This is a genomic window from Sporosarcina sp. BP05, assembly GCF_014282005.1.
Classification (GTDB): Bacteria; Bacillota; Bacilli; order Bacillales_A; family Planococcaceae; genus Sporosarcina.
This window is the reverse complement of record NZ_JACFTD010000003.1, coordinates 210,578-237,364: the sequence shown is the minus strand read 5'-3', so window position 1 is coordinate 237,364 and position 26,787 is coordinate 210,578. Positions and strand designations below refer to the sequence as shown.

20 protein-coding genes are annotated in these 26,787 nt (G+C 40.6%); 8 read left to right on the top strand and 12 right to left on the bottom strand.

Annotation, left to right across the window (positions count from 1 at the left end; translation table 11 throughout):
* Positions 1-55 precede the first annotated feature (55 nt).
* Both queF and H2672_RS05810 read left to right on the top strand, forming a co-directional pair.
* On the top strand, positions 56-553 hold the full coding sequence (gene queF / locus H2672_RS05815; protein ID WP_186670161.1) for a preQ(1) synthase: 498 nt from the start codon (positions 56-58) through the stop codon (positions 551-553).
* 17 nt (positions 554-570) lie between these two features.
* The gene (locus tag H2672_RS05810; protein WP_186670159.1) at positions 571-1,212 is read left to right on the top strand and encodes a queuosine precursor transporter; all 642 of its coding nucleotides are present in this window, start codon (positions 571-573) and stop codon (positions 1,210-1,212) included.
* An 85-nt stretch (positions 1,213-1,297) separates the two neighbouring features.
* Here the strand turns inward: H2672_RS05810 and recQ are convergent, their stop codons facing one another.
* The 6 genes from recQ to H2672_RS05780 all read right to left on the bottom strand — a co-directional run bounded on the left by recQ (position 1,298) and on the right by H2672_RS05780 (position 10,893).
* A complete protein-coding gene (recQ, locus tag H2672_RS05805) occupies positions 1,298-3,076 on the bottom strand; it encodes a DNA helicase RecQ (protein WP_186670157.1) in 1,779 nt (592 codons plus the stop codon).
* A gap of 180 nt (positions 3,077-3,256) precedes the next feature.
* The gene (locus H2672_RS05800; protein ID WP_186670155.1) at positions 3,257-5,083 is read right to left on the bottom strand and encodes an ATP-binding protein; all 1,827 of its coding nucleotides are present in this window, start codon (positions 5,081-5,083) and stop codon (positions 3,257-3,259) included.
* Positions 5,084-5,374: 291 nt separating this feature from the next.
* Positions 5,375-6,784 (bottom strand): SpoVR family protein, encoded by a 1,410-nt coding sequence (locus tag H2672_RS05795; protein WP_222439311.1) that lies wholly within the window; start codon positions 6,782-6,784, stop codon positions 5,375-5,377.
* Positions 6,781-7,947 carry a sporulation protein YhbH gene (gene yhbH / locus H2672_RS05790; RefSeq protein WP_186670277.1) on the bottom strand — a complete coding sequence of 389 codons (1,167 nt, stop codon included), beginning with the start codon at positions 7,945-7,947 and terminating at the stop codon, positions 6,781-6,783. Before yhbH ends, H2672_RS05795 begins: the two co-directional genes overlap by 4 nt.
* Positions 7,948-8,044: 97 nt before the next feature.
* On the bottom strand, positions 8,045-9,940 hold the full coding sequence (locus H2672_RS05785; protein ID WP_186670153.1) for a PrkA family serine protein kinase: 1,896 nt from the start codon (positions 9,938-9,940) through the stop codon (positions 8,045-8,047).
* 125 nt (positions 9,941-10,065) lie between these two features.
* Positions 10,066-10,893, bottom strand: a complete 828-nt coding sequence (locus H2672_RS05780) for a DUF368 domain-containing protein (protein WP_186670151.1) — start codon at positions 10,891-10,893, stop codon at positions 10,066-10,068.
* 188 nt (positions 10,894-11,081) lie between these two features.
* On the opposite strand from H2672_RS05780, the gene H2672_RS05775 reads away from it, so the two are divergent.
* Together H2672_RS05775 and H2672_RS05770 are read left to right on the top strand one after the other, a co-directional pair.
* Positions 11,082-11,288: a helix-turn-helix transcriptional regulator gene (locus H2672_RS05775; RefSeq protein ID WP_370569610.1), complete on the top strand. Its 207-nt coding sequence runs from the start codon at positions 11,082-11,084 to the stop codon at positions 11,286-11,288.
* 712 nt (positions 11,289-12,000) lie between these two features.
* A complete protein-coding gene (locus tag H2672_RS05770; protein WP_186670148.1) occupies positions 12,001-12,249 on the top strand; it encodes a hypothetical protein in 249 nt (82 codons plus the stop codon).
* Between the two features lie 75 nt (positions 12,250-12,324).
* Here H2672_RS05770 and trhO read toward each other — a convergent pair whose 3' ends face one another.
* Complete coding sequence (gene trhO / locus H2672_RS05765; RefSeq protein ID WP_186670146.1) at positions 12,325-13,299, bottom strand: oxygen-dependent tRNA uridine(34) hydroxylase TrhO; 975 nt, start codon at positions 13,297-13,299, stop codon at positions 12,325-12,327.
* A 524-nt stretch (positions 13,300-13,823) separates the two neighbouring features.
* Between trhO and H2672_RS05760 the strand changes: the two genes are divergently transcribed.
* The 3 genes from H2672_RS05760 to H2672_RS05750 all read left to right on the top strand — a co-directional run bounded on the left by H2672_RS05760 (position 13,824) and on the right by H2672_RS05750 (position 17,752).
* The gene (locus H2672_RS05760) at positions 13,824-15,329 is read left to right on the top strand and encodes a polysaccharide deacetylase family protein (RefSeq protein WP_186670144.1); all 1,506 of its coding nucleotides are present in this window, start codon (positions 13,824-13,826) and stop codon (positions 15,327-15,329) included.
* A 929-nt stretch (positions 15,330-16,258) separates the two neighbouring features.
* Positions 16,259-16,642, top strand: a complete 384-nt coding sequence (locus H2672_RS05755; protein WP_186670142.1) for a GntR family transcriptional regulator — start codon at positions 16,259-16,261, stop codon at positions 16,640-16,642.
* Positions 16,643-16,645: 3 nt separating this feature from the next.
* Entirely contained in the window at positions 16,646-17,752 is a 1,107-nt protein-coding gene (locus tag H2672_RS05750) for a DUF1648 domain-containing protein (protein ID WP_186670140.1), read from the top strand.
* Between the two features lie 57 nt (positions 17,753-17,809).
* Here H2672_RS05750 and H2672_RS05745 read toward each other — a convergent pair whose 3' ends face one another.
* From H2672_RS05745 to H2672_RS05735, 3 genes are all read right to left on the bottom strand, one after another.
* Positions 17,810-18,793 (bottom strand): NAD(P)/FAD-dependent oxidoreductase, encoded by a 984-nt coding sequence (locus H2672_RS05745; RefSeq protein ID WP_186670139.1) that lies wholly within the window; start codon positions 18,791-18,793, stop codon positions 17,810-17,812.
* 195 nt (positions 18,794-18,988) lie between these two features.
* Complete coding sequence (locus H2672_RS05740) at positions 18,989-19,270, bottom strand: DUF6509 family protein (protein ID WP_186670138.1); 282 nt, start codon at positions 19,268-19,270, stop codon at positions 18,989-18,991.
* Between the two features lie 105 nt (positions 19,271-19,375).
* Positions 19,376-22,012 carry a cation-translocating P-type ATPase gene (locus tag H2672_RS05735; RefSeq protein ID WP_186670137.1) on the bottom strand — a complete coding sequence of 879 codons (2,637 nt, stop codon included), beginning with the start codon at positions 22,010-22,012 and terminating at the stop codon, positions 19,376-19,378.
* A gap of 223 nt (positions 22,013-22,235) precedes the next feature.
* Here H2672_RS05735 and H2672_RS05730 point away from each other — a divergent pair, with 223 nt between their 5' ends.
* Positions 22,236-23,933 (top strand): M3 family oligoendopeptidase, encoded by a 1,698-nt coding sequence (locus H2672_RS05730; protein ID WP_186670136.1) that lies wholly within the window; start codon positions 22,236-22,238, stop codon positions 23,931-23,933.
* A 72-nt stretch (positions 23,934-24,005) separates the two neighbouring features.
* On the opposite strand, the gene H2672_RS05725 is transcribed toward H2672_RS05730, so the two are convergent.
* Both H2672_RS05725 and H2672_RS05720 read right to left on the bottom strand, forming a co-directional pair.
* Positions 24,006-25,685 carry a formate--tetrahydrofolate ligase gene (locus tag H2672_RS05725; protein WP_186670135.1) on the bottom strand — a complete coding sequence of 560 codons (1,680 nt, stop codon included), beginning with the start codon at positions 25,683-25,685 and terminating at the stop codon, positions 24,006-24,008.
* 102 nt (positions 25,686-25,787) lie between these two features.
* Positions 25,788-26,771 carry a zinc-binding dehydrogenase gene (locus H2672_RS05720; protein ID WP_186670134.1) on the bottom strand — a complete coding sequence of 328 codons (984 nt, stop codon included), beginning with the start codon at positions 26,769-26,771 and terminating at the stop codon, positions 25,788-25,790.
* Positions 26,772-26,787 lie beyond the last annotated feature (16 nt).

The following is a 26,787-nucleotide window of genomic DNA, read 5'->3' as shown; positions in this document are numbered from 1 at the left end:
CCCTTTTTCGGCACCTATGGACCTCCCTGACAAATTATACGGGAGGTTTTTTTAATTGGCTGGAAGAGATGAAGCAACACTGACCGACTTAACTTTGCTCGGCAATCAAAATACAAAATACGTGTACGAGTACAACCCCGACATTTTAGAGTCGGTCGACAACATGCATGTGGGTCGCGATTACTTCGTGAAATTCAACTGTCCCGAGTTTACATCACTTTGTCCGATGACAGGGCAACCCGATTTCGCGACGATGTATATCAGTTTTGTGCCGGATAAAAAACTTGTGGAGAGCAAAGCACTCAAGTTATATCTATTCAGTTTCCGAAATCATGGAGATTTCCATGAAGACTGCGTCAATATTATTATGAATGATTTAATCAAACTGATTGAACCGCGTTATATCGAAGTGTGGGGAAAATTTACTCCGCGAGGCGGCTTGTCAATCGATCCTTACTGCAACTACGGTAAACCCGAAACGAAATATGAACAAATGGCAGAACACCGACTGATGAATCATGATATGTATCCCGAAAAAATCGATAACCGATAAGAAGAGGTGTAACAACAATGCTTTATTATTTGAATGGACTTTTCGTCGGATTATTGATTTTATCAAATATCTTAGCTGTGAAATTATTCAGTATCGGCGAGTGGATTGTATTACCTGCAGCTGCACTCATTTATGTCTGCACCTATCCGCTCCTGGATGTCATAACAGAAGCGTATGGCAAAGAAGCTGCTAGAAGAACCGTTCTAACAGGTTTTATGGCACAACTTTTCGCGATTTTTTTCATTTGGATTGCCATTAAGTTACCTGCAGCACCTTTTTATGAACACCAGGAATCGTTCGAAACGATCTTCAGCGCGGGCTTCCGTGTGACAATCGCGAGTTTGGTTGCTTACCTTATAAGCCAGAACCTCGACGTAGCGATTTTTGACAAACTAAAAAAACGACATGGCACAAAGAAATTGTGGATCCGCAATAACGCATCCACAATGGTAAGCCAGCTTGTCGATACGGCTATTTTTATTTCGATCGCTTTTTACGGCACAATGCCACTAGGCGTTTTAATTGGAATGATCTTCAGCCAATATATCTTCAAGTTTATTGTCGCAATCCTAGACACGCCTATTGTTTACGCACTTGTTGCGTTATGCAGAAGGACGGATAAAACAGATAAAACGAATACGATAACCGTACACAATTAAAGTGACAATCCATTATTCCGAATAAATAAGAGGCAGGCACCATCTCGATTTGAGATAGTACCTGCCTCTTTCAATCACACTAGTGTTAAACGTTTTGCATTTGAAAAGTCTTGATCTCTTCCATGAAAGCTTCCCCGTATCTCTCCAGTTTCGCAAGACCGACACCGTTAACCTCAAGGAAATCATCATTTGTAATTGGCATTCTGGCCGACATATCACGTAATGTTTTATCTGAAAAAACGACGAACGGAGGTACACCGGCTTCTTGAGCCAGTTTCATACGAAGTGCCCGAAGCTGGTCGAATAGCGGATCATCATTCGCAACTTGCGTTGTAATAACAGTCACTTTTCGATTGACAGTTACTTTGCCAGTCAGCACATCTTTCCCTTGTTCACTCACGTAAATGGTTGGAAATTGCCCATTCTCTACGCCAAGATAACTTTCCGAAATGATGAACTCAATGAAGTCGGAAATATCTTTTGCGCTACGCCCTTTCATCAAACCATATGTCGTTAATTTATCGAAACCGAATTCAATCACTTTCTTATTCCTAGACCCTGTTAATACTTGTGCAATCATTGCCTTACCGAACCGTTGTCCCATTCGAATAACACATGACAATACTTTTTGAACATCTTCAGTCACATCCGTACTTTCCCGTGTGTCCGTACAATTTGCACAGCGACCGCAGTTCTTCACATCTGTCTCGCCGAAATACAAAATAATGAATTTCTGGAGGCAGGTTTCCGTATGACAGTAGTCAATCATTGACTGCAATTTTTCAAGCTCCGCTGGGATTCTGCTCGGGTCTTGTGATTGATCAATTAGGAATCGCTGGGTCTGGACATCCTGTGATGAAAAAAGCACAGTACAAGCACTGTTAAGCCCGTCCCTTCCTGCACGCCCTGCCTCCTGATAATAGCTCTCCATGTTTTTCGGCATCTGGTAATGAATCACATAACGGATATTGGATTTATCAATCCCCATACCAAATGCATTCGTCGCAACCATCACGGAAGCCTCATCATTCAAAAAGCGGTCTTGCCCAGACTGGCGTTCAATATCTCCAAGTCCTGCATGGTATTTCGCAACTGACACGCCACTTTTCTGAAGGATGTCATGCACATGATCAACCGCTTTTCGTGTCGCAGCGTAAATGATGCCCGCTTCCCCTTCATTTTTCCGGACATATTCTTTGACGAATTTCTCACGGTCTTGACCTTTAACGACCGAAAAAGTAAGATTCGCCCGTTCGAAGCCAGTCATGACCGTATTGTTTTCACTAATCCCAAGCTGTCGGCAAATATCCTCCCGAACAGCAGGAGTAGCGGTAGCTGTAAGTGCCAGTAGGACTGGTTTTTTATCGAACAGAGAAACGATACTGCTTATATTACGGTAACTTGGACGGAAATCATGACCCCATTGCGAAATACAATGCGCCTCGTCGATTGCAACCATTGGAATTGTCATCCGGCGCAACTGGTTTTTGAAAGACGGTGAATCCAGTCGCTCCGGCGCCACATAAAGAAGCTGGTATTCGCCCAGTACAGCCCTTTCCATTGTTTCAAAGTATTCCTCAGATGACATCGAACTGTTAATGTATGCCGCCGGAATTCCTGCCTGATGGAGTGCATCAACCTGATCTTTCATCAAGGAAATAAGGGGTGAAATAACAAGAACAGTACCCTCCATTACAAGTGCAGGTACCTGATAACATACAGATTTCCCGCCTCCAGTTGGCATGACACAAAGCGTATCCTGATAGCTCATAACGCCTCGGATAACTTGCTCCTGCCCCGTTCTGAATGAAGGATATCCAAAATATGTTGTCAATATCGCTAAAGCTTTTTCGATTTGGACCATCTCCTAACTATATATCAAAGAAAAAAGCACCGGATTATGGTGCTTAAAGTAGTATTAGTTTTCAAAAACATGCATTTCCCATCGCCTTGGGCGTCTTATATAAGAATATCAGATTAAGCGACATAATGGAATGAAAGTCCGTCAGTCCAGTTAGATCCGTAGTAACCGAAAAAAGTACTTTCAACTGGTAGGGGTAATTATCGGAAGACTAATCTCCACAGTCGTTCCATAGCCTTCTTTACTCTTGAATTGAATAGATCCATGATGGTTTTCAATAATTTTATAGCTAACCATAAGGCCTAGGCCCGTTCCTTTCTCCTTCAGTGAATAGAACGGCTCGCCGAGTTTATTGAGACGTTGCGGTGGAATTCCGATACCCGTATCAGAAAAAGTAATCTTTACAAAACGACCTTCCTCAGCCACCGTACTTATTGTTATTTCTCCGCCGTTCGGCATTGCATCTATCGAATTTTTTATTAAATTAATGAATACTTGTTGGATTTGCTTCGATTCACAATGAATGAATTGATCTTTATCATTAAGTTTCATATTGAATGATATATTATGTAGCATTGCTTCTTTCTCCATTAATGAGATGGTTCGGTTTATTTCGTTAAAAATGGATGTAGTTGTGAATTCCGTTCCATTACTCGGTTTTGCAAGTTGAAGAAATTCTTCTATAATCATTTCAATTTTAGTAAGCTCTTCTGTCATAATGGCACCAAACGTGTTTTCCTGCCCCATTGAAAGTAATTGAACGAACCCTTTTATAGTTGTTAATGGATTTCTAACTTGGTGAGCAAAGCTTGCAGATAATTGTCCAACAATGTTAAGCATGTCCCACTTTCTAAGAAGTTCATCTTGCATTTTTAGTTTAGAAATATCTTCCGTAATTGAAACATATCTCACAACTTCTCCCACTCTATCCATGACAGGGGTAATCTTTGTTCGAATCCAGCACACTTTTTCATACTTATTTAACACACGATACTCAATTTCAGCCATGTCTGTAGATAATTCCTCAAAAAACCGTAACAGCGCGATTTTATCATCTGGATGACATGTCGAGACAAACAGTCCAGGATCTTTCATTAAGTTTAAGGCAGGGATGCCGATAAGTGTTTCTATTCCTGGGCTTACGTACAGGTAAATTCCCTTGATAACATCATACTGACATACGCCAAATTCCAAATTTCTCGTAATATCCTTTATTAATACTTCCTGTTGCAAAATATTTCCCAACTGTTTTTCAACGAAAGCTTTCATTTCTAGCGTTTCCTCAAGCTTTCTCGAAAGCGCAAAAATGCCTTGAACTACTCCTGCGTTGTCATAATACGGCAAGTATATGATATTAACAGGGAGCATAAGTCCGTTTTTCGTTATTCGTACAGTGTTCAAACGGACTAATTTTTCACCATTAATAAGTCGATCCTTAATTTCTATTAGTTCGTACACAAGAAAATCTGGCACCATTAAGGCTTTCTGCTCTTCTAGCTGTTCACGTGTCCATCCAAAGAGTTCAATATAAGCGTCATTAACGCCAATAATTTTCCCGTCAAAATCATAATTGATTGCAGCGCTATCCGTAATATCAAATACCGTAACTTCTTTATCAATTAATGAGCGTTCAACAGACGTATAAACGAATGTATCTACAATCGGAATTGCTTGTATAAGTACTTCATTCTGAGAAATCCAGTTGCACATATTCACATAAAATGGAAAGTCACTGCCTGTATTTCCAGTAAATCTGAAAGTAAACGGAATCAATTTTCCACCTTGGGATTTATTGATTCGTTCGATGAATAATGGTCGATCATCTTCATAAATAAAATCATACATAGATGTACCGATTATAGAAGGGATTTTTTTCACCGAAATAGTACAAAAATCTTTATTCGCATTCAGAATCTCTCCACTTTCAGTCAAACTGAAAATAATTTTTTCAACATATGCATTTCCAGTATTCGGACCCTTATCTTCATGCAATACATAAGAATTCGGCATCTATATCCCTCCCTTTTTCGAAGTTTATTATATTCTAACTGCTATTCTAACATATTTTTCTTCGAGTGTCGCAATTATCAGAAACCCGTGTTTTCACGTTTAAAGAGACGGAAAATTACGTTATTAATTCCTTCATACAAATTCTCTAAGATTTGCGCAGTAACCTCTTTCTATATTATAACAAAACATCCCACAATCGAAAATCCGATTGTGGGATAGTACACTGCCTATTGGGACAATTAAATTACCTAAAATGTCATGTTGTTTGGCTATTGGTTAGCGCACAGTCACCTATACATACCGCCGATATACCTTGTTCCGATCATACGAATAGACGACTTGTAAATTCTCTACATACGTTTCCAAATGTACAATACGTCCCCATAATTGATAAATATAAGGTAGCACACTTTCTAAATACTTAAGGTCCAGTTCGGTACCTTCGTATTTATGCACCAAATACAGTTCTCCGTTACGCAAGTAATCCCCATTTTCAACTACGATATATGGAAAACCACCGTTTACACGCATGGAGACTAATTGATTTCTTACGTCTTCATAATCTTTAGTGGTAATTTGATAGTTGCCGCCTTTTTTTTCAAAGAGATATAAATCTTCCTGCTGAACCAACTCTTTGGTGACATAATTGCGGATAAAGGATATATCCGATTCAATTTCTCTTACTTCAAATATTTTGTCTATACCTGTATTAGGCTGAACCCCTAACCTTCTCATTTTCTCCGTCGGATTATTGTATCTCTTTTCAATATCCTCGTAAATTTTCAATCCTAGATAATAGGGATTGATGGAGGTTTTCGAAGGCTGGATAACATTCGCATTCAATGTAGCAAATTCAATTGTTTCATCTGACGTTAAATCCATTTCCCTCAATATGCGTTGATGCCAAAAAGATGCCCAGCCCTCATTCATGATTTTTGTTTCAAGCTGCGGCCAAAAGTAAAGCATCTCCTCGCGCATCATCGTTAATATATCACGTTGCCACTCTTCCAATTCACGGCTATGCTCTAAAATAAATAGCAAAATATCTTTTTCCTGATTTTGGGGTACTTTCTTTCCCTTTGGTATTGTTACTTTCTTCTCTGCCGCTTTTCTATCCAAATTCCATAAATCATCATAAGGCGTTTTTCGAATAATTTCTTCCTTAACACTTTCCTCATCCAAGTCATCAGCTGGCCGTTGATACCTTAGTATAGAAGGATCTATATGTTCTTGAATGGCCAATACAGCATCTAAAAAGTGCTCGACCTCGTCTTTACCATGAATCATTTCATAATTCGCAATGCGCTCGGCCGTTGCCGTCATACTCTCTACCATGTCCTTTCTCGTATTAGAGAACCGAACATTATTTTTGAAAAAGTCACAGTGTGCAAGAACATGGGCAACAATAAGTTTATTTTGAATAAGGCTGTTCGTATCCAGTAAAAATGCATAACAAGGATTCGAATTTATGACTAACTCATAGATTTGACTCAAACCAAGATCATATTGCAGCTTCATTTTATGAAATTGTTTTCCAAAACTCCAATGAGTAAAACGCGTTGGCATCCCATATGCCCCGAATGTATAAATAATATCGGCTGGGCAAATTTCATACCGCATGGGATAATAGTCGAGGCCAAATCCAGTTGCGATTTCTGTAATTTCAGCAATCGCACGATGAAGCGCTTTTATTTCCGTCAATCGAATCCCTCCGAGTTTTTATGAAAAAAGCTTTTAAGTGCAAAGTAGACATCTCGTTTTTCTTTCAATATATAATGACGGAATTTTGGGTCATCGATTTTCTTAAATGAGGACATCATTGTTGAAAAACGGTTATAGGCATTTACCTCGCCGTACCCAAACATATTGGATACAGCCATAATTTCTTGAACAAGCTTTATACATTTGTCGTTGTCGGAAGACATATTCTCACCGTCAGAAAAATGGAAAGGATAAATATTATAACGTGTGGGATTGTATTTTTTCTCAATCAGTTCTAGTGCTTTTAAATAGGCAGATGAACAAATTGTACCTCCACTTTCTCCTTTCGAGAAAAAGTCTTCTTCTGTCACCACTTTTGCTTCTGTATGGTGCGCAATAAATTCAAACTCAACTGTTTCGTATTTCGTTCGTAAAAAATTGGCCATCCAAAAGAAAAAACTTCTAGCCATCATTTTTTCAAAATTCCCCATTGATGCACTCGTATCCATCATGGCAAGAACTACTGCTTTAGATTCTGGTTTTTTTACATCATCCCATGTTTTAAAACGTAGATCGTCATTGTTGAATGGGGCAATTTCAGCTTTCCCTTTTATTGCATTCCTTTTAATAGCCGTTAAAATTGTTCGTTTTTTATCAATATTTCCGATAAGCCCTTTTTTTCGGATATCATTAAACTCAATTTTTTCTGCTGTGTTTTCAGCCTGCTCTTTTTGTTCCAAGTCTGGTAATTCCATTTCTTTAAACAAGGCATCCTCTAACTCAGCAATCGAAACTTCCGCCTCATAATAATCTTGCCCCGCTTGGTCCCCGGCTTGTTTTCCTGTACCAGACCCACTTTTCCCCTGTGACCCATCTTTCGCAACTACATCACCTACCTGGCTATCGCCATTTCCTTGCCCAACATGCTTAGATTTGTCGTGATTGTACCGTATTTTATATTCATCAAGCGACCGTATCGGGATTTTAATAACATCCTTACCTTTTGACAAGATAATACTTTCCTCACTGATTAAATCCGGTAAATTATTTTGAATTGCTTCTTTCACTTTATCTAGATGACGTTGCTGATCTTGATGTCCTTTTCGGTGAAGGGACCAGTTTTCCTGCGAGACAGCAAAATGTTCATTGTCTTTTTCATTCATCATCATCCACACCCATCTTTTATCCAATGTTTGCTGCTGATTTTAGAAAAGAACAAGACTAATGCTGCATCAGTCTTGTTCTCATCACTTCCTGGTATTATCGATTAAGCAGACTACCGACATAGCGTAGTAATTCATTTGCAGAAATAGAATTATAACCATGCTCATCAATGAGCCTTGCAATCACTTCGTTCACTTTTTTAAGATGCGATTCATCCGGTGTTTTTGATGAAGTGGTGATTTTGACGACATCTTTGAGATCAGAAAACAGTTTCTTTTGAATGGCCTCCCGCAAACGTTCATGAGAATTGTAGTCAAAACGTTTTCCGCTTCTCGCATAGGCAGAAAGCCGAATGAGGATTTCCTCTCGAAACGCTTTTTTCGCATTTTCAGAAATGCCGATTTGTTCCTCAATGGAGCGCATGAGTTTTTCATCCGGATTCATTTCTTCCCCTGTTAAGAAATCCCTCAACTTATTTTTATTGCAATAGGCCTCTACGTTATCAAGGTAGTTATCCATCAGCGAAATAGCAGATTCTTCATATGAATAAACAAATGCTTTTTGCACTTCTTTCTTGGCAATTTCATCAAATTCTTTTCTTGCGATTGCAATATAGTTCATATATTTATCACGGTCTGCCTGCGAAATAGAGGCATGCTGGTCGAGTCCATCTTTCAAGGATCGTAAGACATCAAGTGCATTAATAGAAGAAACTTCTTTCCGAATGATAGCTGAGGAAATACGGTTGATCACATAACGTGGATCAATTCCGTTCATCCCTTCGTTCGGAAATTCCTTCTTCAATTCGTCCACATCCATTTGATTAAATCCTTCTACATTTTCCCCGTCATAGAGACGCATTTTCTTTACGGTATCAATTCCTTGTTTCTTGGAGTCTTCCAATCGTGTCAACACTGAAAATATCGCAGCTACCTTTAAAGCATGTGGAGCAATATGAACATGTGCCATATCACTTTCTTTAATCATTTTTTCGTAAATACATTCTTCCTGGCTAACTTTTAGATTATAAGGAATCGGCATCACAATAATTCTTGAGTGAAGGGCCTCATTCTTTTTATTGGAAATAAAAGATCGGTACTCTGTTTCGTTGGTATGCGCGACAATTAGTTCATCTGCGCTAATCAACGCGAACCTGCCTGCCTTAAAGTTTCCTTCCTGGGTCAGCGATAATAAGTGCCATAGAAACTTCTCATCCAGCTTCAGCATTTCCTGAAATTCCATCATACCTCTGTTTGCTTTATTCAATTCACCGTCAAAGCGATAAGCACGCGGATCCGATTCGGAACCAAATTCGGCAATTGTGGAAAAGTCGATACTTCCGGTTAAATCTGCAATATCCTGTGATTTTGGATCGGAAGGTGTAAATGTTCCAATGCCTACACGTTTGTCTTCTGAGAAAAAGATTCGTTCTACCAATACATTTTCAATTTCCCCATCATATTCTTGTTCAAGCCGCATTGAATTTAACGGCGACAAGCTGCCTTCAATACGAATACCATACGCCTCTAAAAAATCTTTGCGCAAATTCTGTGGGATTAAATGCAGCGGATCTTCATGCATTGGACAGCCTTTAATGGCATAAACCGCACCCTCGTCTGTTTTGGAATAGTTCTCAAGCCCACGTTTCAATAAAGTCACGATTGTAGATTTACCACCACTTACGGGACCCATCAATAACAGAATCCTTTTACGAACCTCTAGTCTTTTAGCTGCGGGATGAAAGTATTCTTCCACAAGTCTTTCGATTGACTCTTCAAGCCCAAAAATCTCTTCTCCAAAAAATTGATAAAGCCTGTTACCATCTTTCTCCACTAACCCAGAACTTTTAATCATATTATAAACACGTGAATGTGCTGTTTGTGCGACTTCTTTTCTGTCCTTCACTATGGCTAGGTAATCAGCAAACGTGCCTTCCCACTTAAGTCTGTTTTCTTCTTCTCGGAAGTTTCTTACTTTGTTTAAAATATCCATCAATTTCCCTCCAGTCAGGGCATGTTTTATCCATAGTATGCGAGGAGAGAAGTTATAATGACGGTAAATATGAAAAGTGCCACATCTAGAAACGGTTCAATCCGTTTCAGATGCGGCACTATTCACTACTTATTGACGATTGATGCTTTGTTCGGTGAACTGAACATATTCGCGACGACGATACCTGTAAAGAAAGCAATGACACTCATAACAAATGGTGTTCCACTTTCGGGAATCCCGGGATAGATAACGAATAACGAACCGACAATAAGTCCAATAATCACAGCAAACGTGATGTACATTAAATGCTTCAGCAAATAACTGATTGCTTTGCTGCTAACGATGAACCCGACAATCACCCCGGCACCGATAACGGCTATAATCGGTAAATTAAAGTTCGATAATGCACCAATTGCCGTCGAGTAGACGCCCAAAATCAGCAAAACGAATGAACCGCTAATGCCCGGCAATAACATTGCCATGCTTCCCGCCCATCCAGCGAAAAAGAGCCCAATCGCATTGGAAGCCGTCAAGGATGTAATGACCACCGTATCTTGTGGTTTAATGAATGCTAGTGAAGCAAGTGCCGCTCCAACTAACAGAATGACAATGAAATGTTTCCATGTGAAATTTCTTTTCACACCCGCTTGCTTTGTAATGAAAGGTAGTACACCAATAACAAGCCCCATAAAGAAAAACTGAGTAGGTGCAGGATGATTTTCAAGTAAGTATTCGATTACCCTACTGAACAGTAGGAGTGTAGCACCCATTCCAATCCCTAGTGGCAGTAAAAAACCGATATGTTTCTTCCAATTACGGCTGAAAAATCCGCTAATCGCAGCTAATAATTCATCATAAATTCCCAAAATGAACGCAATTGTTCCTCCGCTCACACCAGGAATAAGATCGCTAATCCCCATAAAGAATCCGCGATATAAATTTCTCCATTGCATAACTATAGTTCCTCCAATTTCAATTGAATGCTCTAAGTATAACACTTTAACGGGTCCATGGGTAAGGGGCAGAAGTGACAATTTTTGTCGTCATCATGTAAAGTTAAGCATTCTAAATGTATAGTTAACTTTACATTTAGAGTGTCATACTATACAATCTACATAACATGCAGCATGGAGGGATCTATTTGCTTACAAACCGCGTAAAGGAGTTAAGAGCACGTTTCAATTTGACACAAGGAGATCTCGCCGACAAGGTTGGGGTTACAAGACAGACAATCGTCTCACTAGAAAAAGGCAGTTATACCCCTTCCCTCCTGCTAGCTATGAATATCGCGGAAGTGTTTGAAATGCCGATTGAAAGGATTTTTTCGAAGGAGGAGAAGAAGAAATAAGTATGTACATTACAGTGTTTCTAAGCATAATGCTACTGCTATCTTTCTTGGGATTGGTTTTTGATTATTTAAGGGTTGAGCAGCTATTTATTCAAATGGATTAGGGGCTATGTTGATGGGTTTGAGGTCCTTATTACAAGGCGGCCAGGGTTTGTTTTTATAATTATCGCCATTTTTTGTCATCATAAATATCGTACAATTTATTCTCGTCCGTAGAAACAAATATTCTATCTTGAATGCATTCCTAGCAGCAGAATATGATGTTTCAGATGAAAGGGCTGTTAAATTACACATAAGGCAGTCAGTAATGCATTCGTCTTTATTTTAGTTTACTCATTTTTCATAATTGGTTCTTACACGTTCATCCCAAATTATTTTGTTGACTACATTTGGTATCCACTCTTTACAACGACCTCCATTCCTATAGCTGGATTGCTGATTAGTTTTTATTTAAAGTACCACTACATAAATAATGATAGGGCGGGGATTTCAGATTAGAAGCTTAACGATAGCAATATCTCTAAGAGTTTTGGTAACTATCACATTTAGTCTTTATGCGTTCAGCATCTTTAATTATGATTCACCTACTTCACTCAGTAGCTCAAGCAGTAGCTCAAGACTTTATATCATGCTTTCCTTTTGGATTGTCCTAGGACTCATTCATTTACAACAGTATAAATATATAAAGAACAGTCCAGACGGCCGATTTATTATGAAGGAAATGATTTTGCCTGAATTTAATTCGAATGATGAGCGGGAAGCAGTAATAACTGGAAAAGCGGCAAAAAATGCCCTTTTAGCCATACTTATTCTCACGCCTATTGCCCTAGCGACAATGGCTTTAATCCTAACCTTCGAAGGGAAACACCCGATTTTATTGACTTTGTTGATTGCTTCATCCATCCCGATTGCCGGTTTAATCACTTATTACTTTTCCTATCGCCATCATTATTTGCAATGAATAGCTAAAAATGAACTTTCTGTCCAATCAATAAAAATGCCTAAACAGATAAATCTGTTTAGGCATTTTTATTGTTTAAATCGCGTGTGTTTCGTTTTTACGACGTTCAATTGCTACGAGACGCTCATCATATTGCTCTACCGTTAAGTTATGCTCAACAAAGTAACGGTTACGTGGGTGTGTACGACATTCGTCCGTACAGCTACGCATATACAAATGCTCGTTTTCTTCAGAACAAATGATTTTTGCGTTACATATTGGATTCGCACAGTTCACATAGCGCTCACACGGCGTGCCATCGAAATGATCGCGGCCAACAATTACATGCTCCACTTGGTTGATTGGAACTGCAATTCGTTCGTCAAATACATAACATTGTCCGTCCCAAAGCTGGCCTTTGGCTACTGGATCTTTGCCGTACGTAACGATTCCTCCGTGCAATTGACCAACGTCTTCGAAACCTTCACGTACAAGCCAACCTGAGAATTTTTCACAACGAATTCCACCAGTGCAATACGTCAGGATTTTCTTCCCTTCGAACTGTTCTTTATTGTCGCGAATCCATTCAGGCAAATCGCGGAAGTTTTCAATCTTTGGACGAACCGCACCACGGAAGTGTCCCAGATCGAACTCATAGTCATTACGCGCATCGATGACAACTGTATCTTCATCTTGCATCTGCTTGTAGAACTCTTCAGGGCTTAAGTAATTGCCCGTCAATTCATTTGGGTTAATATCATCAGGCAAGCTCAAGTTAACGATTTCTTCACGAGCGCGCACATGCATTTTTTTGAATGTATGTCCATCTGCTTCGTCGATTTTGTAAACGATATCTTTGAATCGATCATCGTTTCTCATCATGTTCATGTACGCTTCCGTTTGTTCAACAGTTCCCGAACATGTACCATTGATTCCTTCAGTACCTACAATAATACGACCTTTTAAACCAATTTCATTACATGCCGCCAAATGTTCGACAGCTAACGTTTCAGGATCTTCAATCGTTACATATTTGTAATAGAGAAGTACCTGGTATGCGTTTTTTCCCATTTTTCCAACCACCTTGTTTTTATAATTGCATGTTATAGCAACAACCGGCTCGGATTATTCACAAATAATTGTAAATATACAAAAGCAAACCCGTATTTGCAAGATCCGGGACGCTGATATTATAGCATAAATAGACAAAAGCGCAAGCGCCTGTTCAGAGGCGGCAGGCATAAGACAGGCTGGCGAAGCGGTGTTTTTTACCCAGGAAGGATGCAGTTCAATCCTTCCTAGCAGGACCGACTTATGACCCGAGCCTCCAGGCGCTGGAGTCTGGACGTAGAAAACGTCTTTTAGCAATGCTGGTCAAAATTATTCACGGTTTTAATAAACACAAATTACACCTTTATTAACTAAGGGTACTCAGTTTTTTAGAAACTTATGTCAATCCTTGGTAAATCATTTCTTTTCATGTATACTATAAAAGTATGTATAATGATAGATTTCGACATATATATATAACTTTTTGAAACTATTAACGAGACTCATCCGTCTAACTTTTTATAAACAGTAAAGGGGCCTTCAGCATGAAAAATACGCATCGAAAACGTCGTTCAGCCTGGATTGACGTTACATTTTCAATAGCTATCATCGCATTAACCGTATCAGCCATCTATTTAATATCACAAACTACTAAAAACGAGGCTTCTTCGCTTCCTAAAAAGAAACAAGCTGCGGCTTCCGTCGTAATAGATACGATCGACTCCAACTATCCAGGCATTAAAATCATTACGGCAACTTCGAATGATGCCTATATACCATTTGCCATCCAATATCCACAAAGTTTACATAGTCCATTCAATGAAGCTATTTCCAAATACATAACAATAGCAAAACAGAATTACTTGACCACAATGGAAGAAAACAAAAAAACTAGCAGTAAGTTTACAGGTGAACTCAACATTTCGTTCGAAACCCTTTCCCATCATTCAGGAAGCTATTCGTTCGTTCTTGTCAACAGCAGTTCAACCGGAGCAGAAAACGGTACAACTGAGATTCGATCATTCCATCTGAATCCTGAAACAGGAGAAAGTTTTACAATTGCGGATGTCCTCGGACGTGATCCAAAAAACCTTGAAACTCTTTCAACTTTAGTTCGCGAAGCAATATACAATGATCCTTTACTGGCAGACTACCTTTTCCCAGAAGAAGTACATATCCAGACGGAACCAATCTGGGCAAACTTCGATAATTTCGCAATCACGGATGAATCTCTTATTCTTTATTTTGATGAATATGAACTTGCAGCCGGAGCAGTCGGTCCACCGATTATCGCAATTCCATTAATTGATATAAACAGCTTACTTTCCGATAGATTCCAATTGCTAACTGAAGATACTGATGAGTTTGCGATTACCAAAGATCCGATAAAGGAGGAAAATACAGCTACCCCCTCTAAGGATAAAGAGTCCTCTAGCAATCAAGGCAACAGTGACACTACTGAAGATGGAACGGAAGGATCCACAGAAGAAGTCGATAATGGCATTAAACAAATTGCTCTTACATTCGATGATGGACCTGATCCTAAAGTGACCATTCAAATACTTGAGACGTTGAATAAATACGATGCAAAAGCAACGTTTTTCATGCTCGGTAGCAGGGTTGAATACTATCCGGAAATCGCAAAAAAAGTGCAAGAAGCAGGTCACGAGCTTGGGAATCATACCTGGAACCACCCCGATTTAACGAAGGCAGGCATTGCAAAGGTTCGCAATGAAATCAACGAGACATCTTCCATTATTGAAAATGTCACGGGGCAGAAAGTAACTGCATTCAGGCCCCCCTATGGTGCAGTAAACAAGACTGTTCGTAGCCAAACAAACTTACCAGTCGTACTATGGGACGTTGATACGCTCGATTGGAAATACCGTGATCCAAACCAACTTCTTGCACATGTGAAAGGCGCGACAAAAGATGGTAGCATTATTCTTATGCACGATATTCACCAATCAACAGCAGATGGTCTCGATGCAGTTCTAGCTTACTTGCAAAGTGAAGGCTATACATTCGTCACCGTTTCAGAGTTAGAATAAGTCGTCACTTTACACCCCTGAACTTATGTTCAGGGGTTTTTAAATTTAATTATCACGTGTGTAGATTAACCATTTTCTTGCATAAGATACTGGGAAGGTAGTCGCAAAAGTCTTTATTTGGACTAGTACGTTTCCTGCTCGCTTTCGCTAAATTAATCACGACAGGTTTTGGGAGGAATTGTAGTTCATTCCTCCTCGTGGGACAGGGGTGGCTAGTTCCCTGTCGCGTACCTACAACGTTCAAGTGAAAATTGCAGTTTCTTGGAAAATAAGAATAGATGACTTTTCACAGAAGTTATAAGTGCCCGAAGATACAATTTCGGGCACACCTGCATTTTCTACAATGCGTTCCTTACTTACTTTTAGCAAAACCACGCTTGTCATTATGTGATAGCCTGTAGGAATTAACACTTCCTTACAATTAAAAAGAAAAAACCATAGAAAAGTCTTTGGCCGCCAAAATTTTATCTTTGGCGGCTTTTAGCCAGATAAAATGCCAACTATTCTTTCGTCCCAAATAGCTTTAGCACTTCGTGTACTTGTGCCTTTGGGATGCGACGGATGAACGACCACCATACGATTACCGAAGAAAGTCTATAGGGATGCGACGAAGTCGCATCCCTATAGATCAAGATATCTCGGTAATGATATAGAAGTCGTTCAATTCAAAGCGTCCAAAGCAACTATACACGTGGCACCCGGTCTATGATCAAGTTATTTGATGGTTATTTTTGGTTAATTAACAGACGTGTTTAATTATCTATATATGTTAGGCAAATGAATACCTATATAAACTAAGCGAAGGCGCCTACCAAAGGGGTAGCGGATTCAACGGAATTCTTTATTTCAACATATATAATCAACGTTTGCTCTATACATACTAGAACACTTTTGTTAGTATAGGAGTAGAACAGTTAGGAGGCACTCAAATGTTCATCCAAATTGAACCTGAATCGGATATACCCATTTACGCGCAATTAGCCTCGCAACTAATCGAAGCGATTGCCCGCGGAGAACTGGTAGGCGGAGATGCGCTACCATCCGTTCGATCACTAGCAGCTGATCTTGGCATGAATATGCATACCGTCAATAAGGCTTACCATGAGCTTGAGAGAAAAGAAATCATTCGAATTGTTCCAAAGTCGGGGGCCATCGTCAACTCACTTTCACAAGATGAGATTCGCGGGGATCACCTTGAAAGGATTTCCGTGGAAATCAAACCAATCATCGCAGAAGCGATCGTCCTCGGGATGAAACCTGAGGCTATTAATAAACTTATTTCATCTATCATTTTATCTATTAAGGAGGAGTAAAGAATGGGACTTACACTTTTTTTAGTAATGATTGGTTTTATCTTTGTACTGCTAGCCGCCACCCCATTTTTATTGAGACGGACAATTGCGTTCGGTGTAACGATTCCAGAAGGTCATACAGACGACCCTACAATTGCTTCATACAAGAAAGTATTTGCTACAACTATTTTCATTACCGGCCTTATCTCACTTATTGCTTATTTTATGTGGGCGCAAAACAGTAACTTGACGGAAGAAACGATTATCTTAACTGGATTAGCGATTCAGTTCGGTATCCTCTTTTTGAGTATGGGACTCTATTTTTACTTTCACGCAAAAACAACACGTCTGAAACAAATCAATGAATGGGGCTTACATTTGAAACAAGTCCGAATTGCTGATTTAGCAATCCGCGCAAAAGACGAAATGCTTCCCTCGTTTATCTATGTATTACCAATGATTATTACTGTTAGCCTTATTGGCTATACCGCAACTCAATACAGTGGTATGCCTGCTATGATCCCAACGCATTGGGGGCCAAGTGGCCAAGCAGATGCTTTTAGCGCGAAAACACCTTTCTCCGTAATTGCCCTCCTGCTCATTCTGTTGGTTATGCAAGGAATGATGCTAGGAATCAATGTATTCATAAAAGAATCCGGCATCAAATTGAATGCCGCAAAACGAAAAACATCACAAGTTCAACAACTATCGTTTCGTAAATATACGAGTTGGTTTTTATTTCTGACAAGTGTACTAATGACCATACTCTTCGGATTCCTACAACTTACTACAATCCATGAAGGTCTTGGCAATGCGGCACTAATGCTTGCGTTACCTCTAGGTTTTTTACTAATTATCCTAATCGCGACAGCAGTATATGCCTTCAAAGTCGGTCAGAGTGGCTCACGGATCAATGTCGAGATTGAAGATGATTCTATTTCTGGTATCACTGACGTTGATGACGATAAGTATTGGAAAGCCGGGATTTTCTATGTGAATAAAGACGACTCTTCCATTTTTGTTGAGAAAAGATTCGGTGTCGGCTGGACCATTAACTTTGCTAATCCGATTGGGTACATCATTCTGTTCGGTCCATTGCTACTCATTTTAATCATCTCTTTCCTTTTATGAATTATGTACAACAAAAAAAAGCCGCACATCGCGGCTTTTTTTGTTGACTACATATAATCAGCTAAAGATACTAGTACTATGAAGTGGCTGCAATCTTGCTTTTGGATCGACGTAAGCCTTCGCGTGATTCACTGCAATCGGCGCTTCACCAAGTCCAACAGCAATTAGTTTCACCTTGCCATCATAATTTGTAACGTCTCCAGCTGCGTAGATACCTTCGATGTTTGTCTCCATTCGCGTGTTAACCATAATCGAGTTGCGGTCCATTTCAAGACCCCAATCCTTCAATGGCCCAAGTGACGAAATATTACCGTAGTTTACAATTAAATGATCGACGTCAAGACGTTCTTCAGTTCCGTCTTTTTCTGCCAAGACAATTCCACTGACCTTGCCATCTTCTCCTTCAATCACTTTCACAGCACGGGAAGTTTTCACTTCCACTTTCGATTCCATAAGTTGATTAACGCTCGTCTCATGTGCAGTAAAGCGTTCACGACGGTGAACCAACGTCACAGTTGAAGCAATATCCTCCAACATAAGTGACCAGTCAACCGCCGAGTCCCCACCGCCACAAACGAGAACATTTTTATCTTTAAAAATCGTTAGATCCTTAATGCTGTAATGAAGCGTGTTCCCTTCAAAGTTTACTTCTTCAGGAAGTCCAATCTTACGTGGTTGGAATGCCCCGATTCCAGCTGTCAAAAGAATTGTACGTGTCAAATGAACCCCTTTATCCGTTTTAAGAATGAAGTGATCTCCGTCACGCGTTGCCGACATAGCGGTTTCGCCGAGAAGAATTTCCGGTTTCGCATAATGAGCCTGCGTTACTAGATTCGCTACGAAATCTTTCGCAAGAATTTTTGGGAATCCGCCCACATCATATATATCTTTATCAGGATACAGTTCAATTAGCTGACCGCCAAGTTGTGGCAAGCTATCGATGATTTTTACCGACATTTCACGCATTCCAGCATAGAAAGAAGCGAAGAGTCCTGTCGGTCCTCCCCCAATAATTGTAATATCAACGATTTCGTTATTCATATTTAAACACTCCAATTAGATTAGTCTCGGATAAAAGTTTTCTTCTCTACCCACTCTACACATTATCTAACAAAATACAATAAAATACACATAATCTGATTTATACAGAGTAGTTCTACTGGTTTTCCGAATTAAAGGTAAGCAACAAAAAGCCTGTACACATATCGAATATGTGTACAGGCTTTTTACTTCTTACTATTCACGATGCGTTCTGCAATACTCAAGAGCAATTGCTTTCTCGTCATCTTCTAATTCGAAATCGAGAACTTTCTCACTTGAACGCTCAAAGAAGTGATAAGATGCAATACGCCCTTCATCCTCGTCAATTGCAAATATTACACGAAGACCAGTTCCACCCTCAGAATAAAGCTCATCTTCTTCGTCAAGATCAATATACAATCGGTATTCATAGCGTTCTCCAGCAATAATCCCCGTAGGATCGTTAATTTTTTTAATAATGTGCTCAGTAATTTTCATAGTAGTACCAACCTCTCACTTACAATTTTAGATTCCCCGGCTACAAAGCCACTACACTCCATAATACATCATTCAACACCAAAAGGGTTAACTTTGAACCACGTCTTACTTTTTGATGAATTTAATTATTTCGTTCATCAGGAGAGGCAACAGACTTAAAACGCTAATAACTAACCATTCTTTAGGTCCTAGTGACTGCACACTGAAGACTTTTGCGATTGGACCAACTGACACAATCACCATTTGCAAAATGATTCCAAGTAAAATCGAGTAAATCAAGAATTTGTTTTTGAAAATTCCTGCTGTAAATACAGACTTGTCCATCGATCTAAAGTTAAGGGAGTGAATAAGTTGGGCGAAACTCAGTGCTATGAAAGCCATTGTCTGTCCATGAACGAGTGCACTTTCTGGAATTCCAGACGAAAAAAGAGCTAGGAAACTACCTGCATACTCACCTGACATGTATACTCCAACCATGAAAGCGACGAGCGTAATTGCACCAATCAAAATTCCATTAAAAATCAAAAATGGAATGGATCCTCTGAATATACTCTCATGCCGGTGTCGTGGTTTTTCTTTCATTACTCCAGGTTCTTCAGGATCCACACCGAGTGATAGCGCTGGGAATGTATCAGTCACAAGATTTATCCACAGAATATGAATCGGACGCAACAGTAGCGGCCATCCGAGTAAAATAGCGGCAAAAAGCGCGATAATTTCACCAAGATTACATGACAATAGAAATATGACGGACTTCTTAATATTGCGGTAAATCGTGCGTCCCTCTTCGACAGCTTTCACGATTGACGAAAAATTATCATCTGCCAAAATCATGTCTGCCGCACCTTTTGCAACATCCGTTCCCGTAATCCCCATCGCCACGCCAATATCTGCCGCTTTTAATGATGGTGCATCGTTGACTCCATCTCCTGTCATCGACACTGTATGATCTTTCGCTTTAAGTGCTTGTACAATCTTCACCTTATGTTCTGGTGAAACCCGGGCATAGACATTAATATCTCCGGTTTTTTCTATCAATTGATCCCTTGTCATCGAATCAATTGTTTTCCCCTCAATTACTTCGGATTTGTGAGTCGCAATTCCTAGTTCTTTCGCTATTGCAAATGCCGTATCCTGATGGTCGCCAGTGATCATCACTGTTCTAATCCCAGCTTCTTTCGTAACTTTAATCGCGTCTTTCACTTCTTCCCGCGGCGGGTCAATCATTCCGATAAGTCCTAGGAATGTCAATCCTTCTTCAGCTAGCTCTAGTTCCATGGCTTTGGCTTCTTCTACAATCTTATAGGCGGAGCCTAATACACGTAACGCTACAGAAGACATCGTCATTGCCGCTTCCAAGATTGATTGACGGTCACTTTCATCAAGTATTCTTGACCCCTTAGCCACTTCAATATGTGTACACTTCTGTAGGATGCCGTCAATAGCACCTTTCGTATGTGAATAAATTGCATTTGTAGATCGATGTACCGTAGTCATTCGTTTCCGGTTTGAATCGAATGGTAACTCCGTGATTCTAGGATAGTTTTTATCCAACCGTTCTTTTTCCAGTCCGGATTCCGTTGCTGCTACGACGAGGGCAATTTCTGTTGGATCTCCTGTTTCTTCTGCTTTAAAATACGTCGCATCATTACACAATGCGATATTCTCAAACAACAGTTTTTGTACAGGATTTTTCAGATTGACTTTACTTAACTCGTTTAAAGTCCCATCTGCAAAAAACGTTGTAACCGTCATCCTATTTTGTGTCAACGTCCCGGTTTTATCAGAACAGATAACATCCACAGAGCCTAGCGCTTCCACAGCAGGAAGTTTGCGAATGATGACGTTTTGCTTGATCATCCGTTGAACGCCGATTGCGAGGACGATTGAAACGATTGCAGGCATCCCCTCAGGTATTGCTGCGACAGCAAGACTAATCGCTAACATAAACATTTCCAAATATCCACGCCCTTGAAGTACGCCAATCGCAAATATGACGACGCAGATGGCAACAGCTGCAATACCAAGATATTTACCTAATTGGGCAAGATTTTTCTGAAGAGGCGTCTCGTCGTCCACTTCTTGGTCAAGCATAGCAGCCACTTTCCCTATTTCAGTTTTCATGCCTGTTGCAATGGCAATTCCTGTTGCACGCCCATATGTAGTCAATGTCGACATGAATGCCATGTCTTTTCGATCTCCGATTGGCATTGTGTGCTCTCCAGTAAAATGTGCGTCCTTTTCAACCGGAACGGATTCGCCTGTCAATGCCGCCTCTTCAATTTTCAAATTCACCGATTCAATCAGTCTTATATCACACGGAACATACCTCCCTGCATCAAGAAGAATTACATCACCTGGAACAACTTCTTCCGATGGTACCTCTTTCTGGACGCCGTTCCTTCTTACAAGTGCTTTAGGTACTGCCATATTTTTCAACGCTTGAAGCGCTTCCTCTGCTTTCGATTCCTGGACGACCCCCACAATGGCATTGATGATAACGACCAATCCAATAATAATTGAGTCTGCCACTTCCCCAAGTATTCCGGAAATAACAGCAGCAACGATTAGTACATAAATTAACACATTATTGATTTGCGCAAAAATCCGCTGTATCAGCGAACGGCTTTTCCAACCCCTAAGTTTATTCATCCCGTATTCATGCAGCCTTTTATCCGCTTCCTCTTCACTTAATCCAATTAACACATCCGTATCCATCAATTGCTCCGTTCCATTTCGCATTTTCAGTTCCCTCCATATACCTCTTAAATACTCTATCTGTCCGTACGTTGACAACTACTTCCATACATTTTGAAATTTCTATATGTCATTGCATAAAACCTCTTTAACAAGATTTTTCGAAAAAATGCAGGTAATTCGCACATTTCTTTTGCAATATTCCGGAACTTCGTGAACAATATATAAAGTGAAGTCATTCACTAGTAAACTAGCAGGAGGAATTTTTATGATTAAATTTGAAGACTATCAATATACAAAGCTCAATATGGCAGAAGTAAAACAAGACTTTGATGCGTTGCTGCAAGAATTCCGTTCCGCAAGTTCTTATGACCAGCAAAATGAAGTCATTGAGAAGATCAATACAATTGGCAAAGACTACTCAACAATGGCCAACCTTGTCTATATCCGTGCCTCCATTGATACAAACGATGAGTTTTATCAGAAAGAACGCGATTATTTTGATGAAATCGGACCTGAGTACCAAGAACTTGAAACCGCTTACTACAAAGAACTTGTCTCCACTCCTTTCAGAGCACAGCTCGAAGAGAAATGGGGTACTCAACTATTTGCTTTAGCAGATAATGCCATAAAATCGTTTTCTCCAGAAATTGTTGGCATGTTACAAAAAGAAAACAAACTAACTTCCGATTACTCGAAACTCGTCGCATCTTCACAAATCGAATTTGACGGAAAAACACTAACTCTTGCTCAAATGGGCCCCTATGCAGAATCAACGGACCGTTCCGTTCGTAAGTCAGCTATGGAAGCTTCATATAAATTCTACGCTGATAACGGTGTAAAGTTCGATGAAATCTATGATGAACTCGTTAAACTGCGCCATAAAATCGCGACGACACTTGGTTATAAAAACTTTATCGAACTTGGTTACCTACGAATGGACCGTATTGACTATGATGCAAATATGGTTAAGAAATTCCGTGATCAAGTGCGCGATCATATCGTTCCGCTTGCAAGCCGCCTTTATACGCGTCAGGCTGAACGTATAGGTGTTGACGAGTTGAAGTTTTACGATCAGTCCTTAGACTTCCTTACGGGCAACGCAACACCACAGGGACCTCCTGACTGGATCATTGAAAACGGTAAAAAGATGTATGCTGAACTTTCACCCGAAACAGATGCATTTTTCAATTTCATGACGGACAAGAACTTACTGGACGTTGAGGCGAAGACGGGTAAAGAAGCGGGCGGTTATTGTACATTCATCGATAATTACGATTCGCCTTTCATCTTTTCTAACTTTAACGGAACATCTGGTGATATCGATGTGTTAACACACGAAGCTGGGCACGCATTCCAAGTGTTCTCTAGCCAAAATATTGGTATACCTGAATATTTGTGGCCCACATCTGAAGGTGCAGAAATCCACTCAATGAGTATGGAATTCTTCACATGGCCTTGGATGGAACTATTCTTCAAAGAACAAACGGATAAATATAAATTCGCACACCTTAGCAGTGCATTGCTCTTTTTACCATACGGCGTCGCTGTCGATGAATTCCAACATGTCATCTATGAAAACCCTGAAATGACAGCTGCAGAACGAAAAGCAGCATGGAAAAAAATCGAGAATATCTATCTACCTATGCGGGATTACGATGGCATTGACTACTTGGAATCGGGTGCTATTTGGCAGCGTCAGGGTCACATTTATGAAAGCCCATTCTATTATATCGATTATACGCTGGCACAAATATGCGCGTTCCAATTTTGGAAACGCTCATTCGAAGACCGTGATGCGGCATGGAAAGATTATTTACATCTTTGCACACTCGGTGGTTCAAAATCATTTACAAAACTAGTCGCCGAAGCGAACTTAATCTCACCTTTCGAAGACGGCTGCGTTGAATCTGTCATCGGAACAATTGAGTCATGGCTCGATTCGATTGACGATAAAGCTCTATAAAACGAAGATTGAGGCTGTCCAAAATACCAGGACAGCCTCAATCTTTTTCTTACCTATTCACAATTTCAAAAATCACATTAACCCTACAGCATTGCCTTGTGTATCAATATCCATGTGAAGGGCTGCAGGCGTTTTCGGCAACCCGGGCATCGTCATAATATCCCCAGTCAAGCAGACAAGGAATCCAGCTCCAAGTTTCGGAATGATTTTTCTAACAGTAATGGTGAACTCTTCAGGGCGCCCAAGTAATTTCGGATCATCTGAAAATGAATACTGTGTTTTGGCCATGCAAATCGGTAAAATACCCCAGCCGTTGTTCTCGATGTCTTTAAGATCTTTTAAGGCTTGATCTGTAAACACAACCCCCAATCCCCCGTATACCTTTTGAACAATAGCTGTGATTTTATCGCTTACAGGCTGTTCTACATCATAGAGTGGAGCGAAGTTATTCGGTTCGTCCAGAAGCTTTAAAACTTCTTGTGCCAACGCAATGCCACCTTCTCCACCGCGTTCCCAGACGTCAGTGAGCGCTACCCTTATGTCATTTTCCTCACACCACTCAAAAATAACTTCCAGTTCGGCGGCAGTATCCGCGATGAACTTGTTCAACGCAACCACCGGCTGAACACCAAATGCACGGATGGTATCAATATGCTTAGCTAAGTTGACCATTCCATCCGTAACCGCCTGAACATTTTCCCTTGCAAGCTGACTTTTCGGAACCCCGCCATGCATTTTAAACGCACGTACCGTCGCGACAATGACAACCGCATCAGGTGAGAATCCACCTTGACGTGCTTTTATATTCATGAATTTCTCCGCACCTAAATCTGCCCCGAATCCAGCTTCTGTAACGACAATATCAGCAAGTTTACGTGCCGTGTTTGTTGCAATTAATGAGTTACAGCCGTGCGCAATGTTCGCAAAAGGTCCACCATGAATTAGTGCCGGTGTCCCTTCAATTGTCTGCACAAGGTTTGGTTTGAATGCCTCTTTCAGTAGAAGTACCAATGCCCCCTGAACTCCAAGGTCTCGTACCGTAACTGCCTCTTTGTCATACGTATAACCGATAACGATACGTGCAAGTCTTTCTTTCAAGTCTTGCAGGCTTGTCGCTAAACAGAAAACCGCCATAATTTCAGATGCTACGGTAATATCGAAACCATCTTCTCTTGGAACTCCTTGTGCAGGACCACCGAGCCCAATTGTTATATTGCGTAATGCGCGATCATTCATATCCAAGACACGTTTCCAAGTAATTCTCCGCGGGTCAATCCGGAGCAGATTTCCGTGGTGAAGATGATTATCTATCAGTGCACTAAGTGCATTATTCGCAGTCGTGATTGCATGAATATCACCATTAAAATGCAGATTAATTTCCTCCATCGGCAACACCTGAGCATAACCACCTCCTGTAGCCCCGCCCTTCATCCCCATAACAGGTCCAAGGGATGGCTCGCGTAATGCAATCATCGTTTTTTCTCCAAGCTTTGAAAGGGCGTCAGCAAGCCCTACGGTGACGGTCGACTTTCCTTCCCCCGCCGGTGTTGGACTGATTGCCGTGACAAGAACAACTTTTCCATCCTTGCTAGTCTCAGATAACTTTGTTATATCAATCTTTGCTTTGAATCTGCCGTATGGTTCGACCGCCTCTTCGGGTATGCCAGCTTGTTTAGCTATCGTCCAAATCGATTTCATCGTGGCCTGTGATGCTATTTCTAAATCAGTTAGTGGCGATACTTTTTTTGTCATGTCTGCCCCACCTTTTTCATTTTTGTATACCCTGACTTTATCCAAAGGCAGGGATATCTCAGTGACTTTTGTATGGCATTATTAAATAATCGAAGTGCTACGTCATTTCGTTACTCGCAGTACTACTTTTCCAAACTGCTTACCCTCTTCAATATAATCAAATGCCTCTGCCGCTTCGTCCAAATTGAACACTTTATCAACAATTGGATGTGTCCCATATTTTTCGACGTGTGCAATCATGTCACGTAACTCTTCCCGGCTCCCTAACGTAGATCCGAAAAGTTGGTACTGTCCATAGAAAAACGCGCGTAAGTCCAAGTCAACTGTATCGTCAGTCGTTGCACCAAACACGACAATGCGCCCGCCTTTTTTCAATAAACTAAGTGAACGATTAAACGTCGCACGGCCTACACTTTCGATAACGAGGTCGATTGTCTCCCCTTCTAGCTCCTTGTTCCAATCCCCATTCGTATCAAGAGCGATGTCCGCACCAAGTTCAAGGGCCTGTTTGCGCTTAGCTTCACTGCGCGAAGTGACAATTACACGTGCCCCAACGTTTTTGGCGAATGAAATAAGATACGTAGCTACTCCACTGCCGGCACCTGGGATGAAAACTGTATCACCCGATTTCAATCCCCCTTTAGTGAATAGTGCACGATAGCCTGTTAACCCTGCTAACGAAAGTACCGCTGCCTCTTCCCACGATAAGTGGGCGGGTTTCCGTTCAATCTGTTCATCCGAAATAGCAATTTTCTCTGCAAACGTCCCATTATCAGGCATTCCTAAAATATCAAACTCCACCGGTGGTGCATCACTATTTTCAAACCAACGTAGCGAAGGGTTAATCATTACTTCATCCCCTACCGCAAACGCTGTTACCCCTGCACCTATTGACTCGATAACTCCCGCGCCGTCAGATCCTAGCGTCAATGCTTGTGCCTCATTCCCCCTACGTCCAGGTATATATAAGTCCCGACGGTTCAAACCAGCCGTCCTTATGGCGACAACGACTTCACCACTTGCTGCAACTGGTTCTTTCATGTCACCTATTTTCAACTGCCCGAATTCATGGATAAATGCTTTCATCTTGATCATCCTTTCT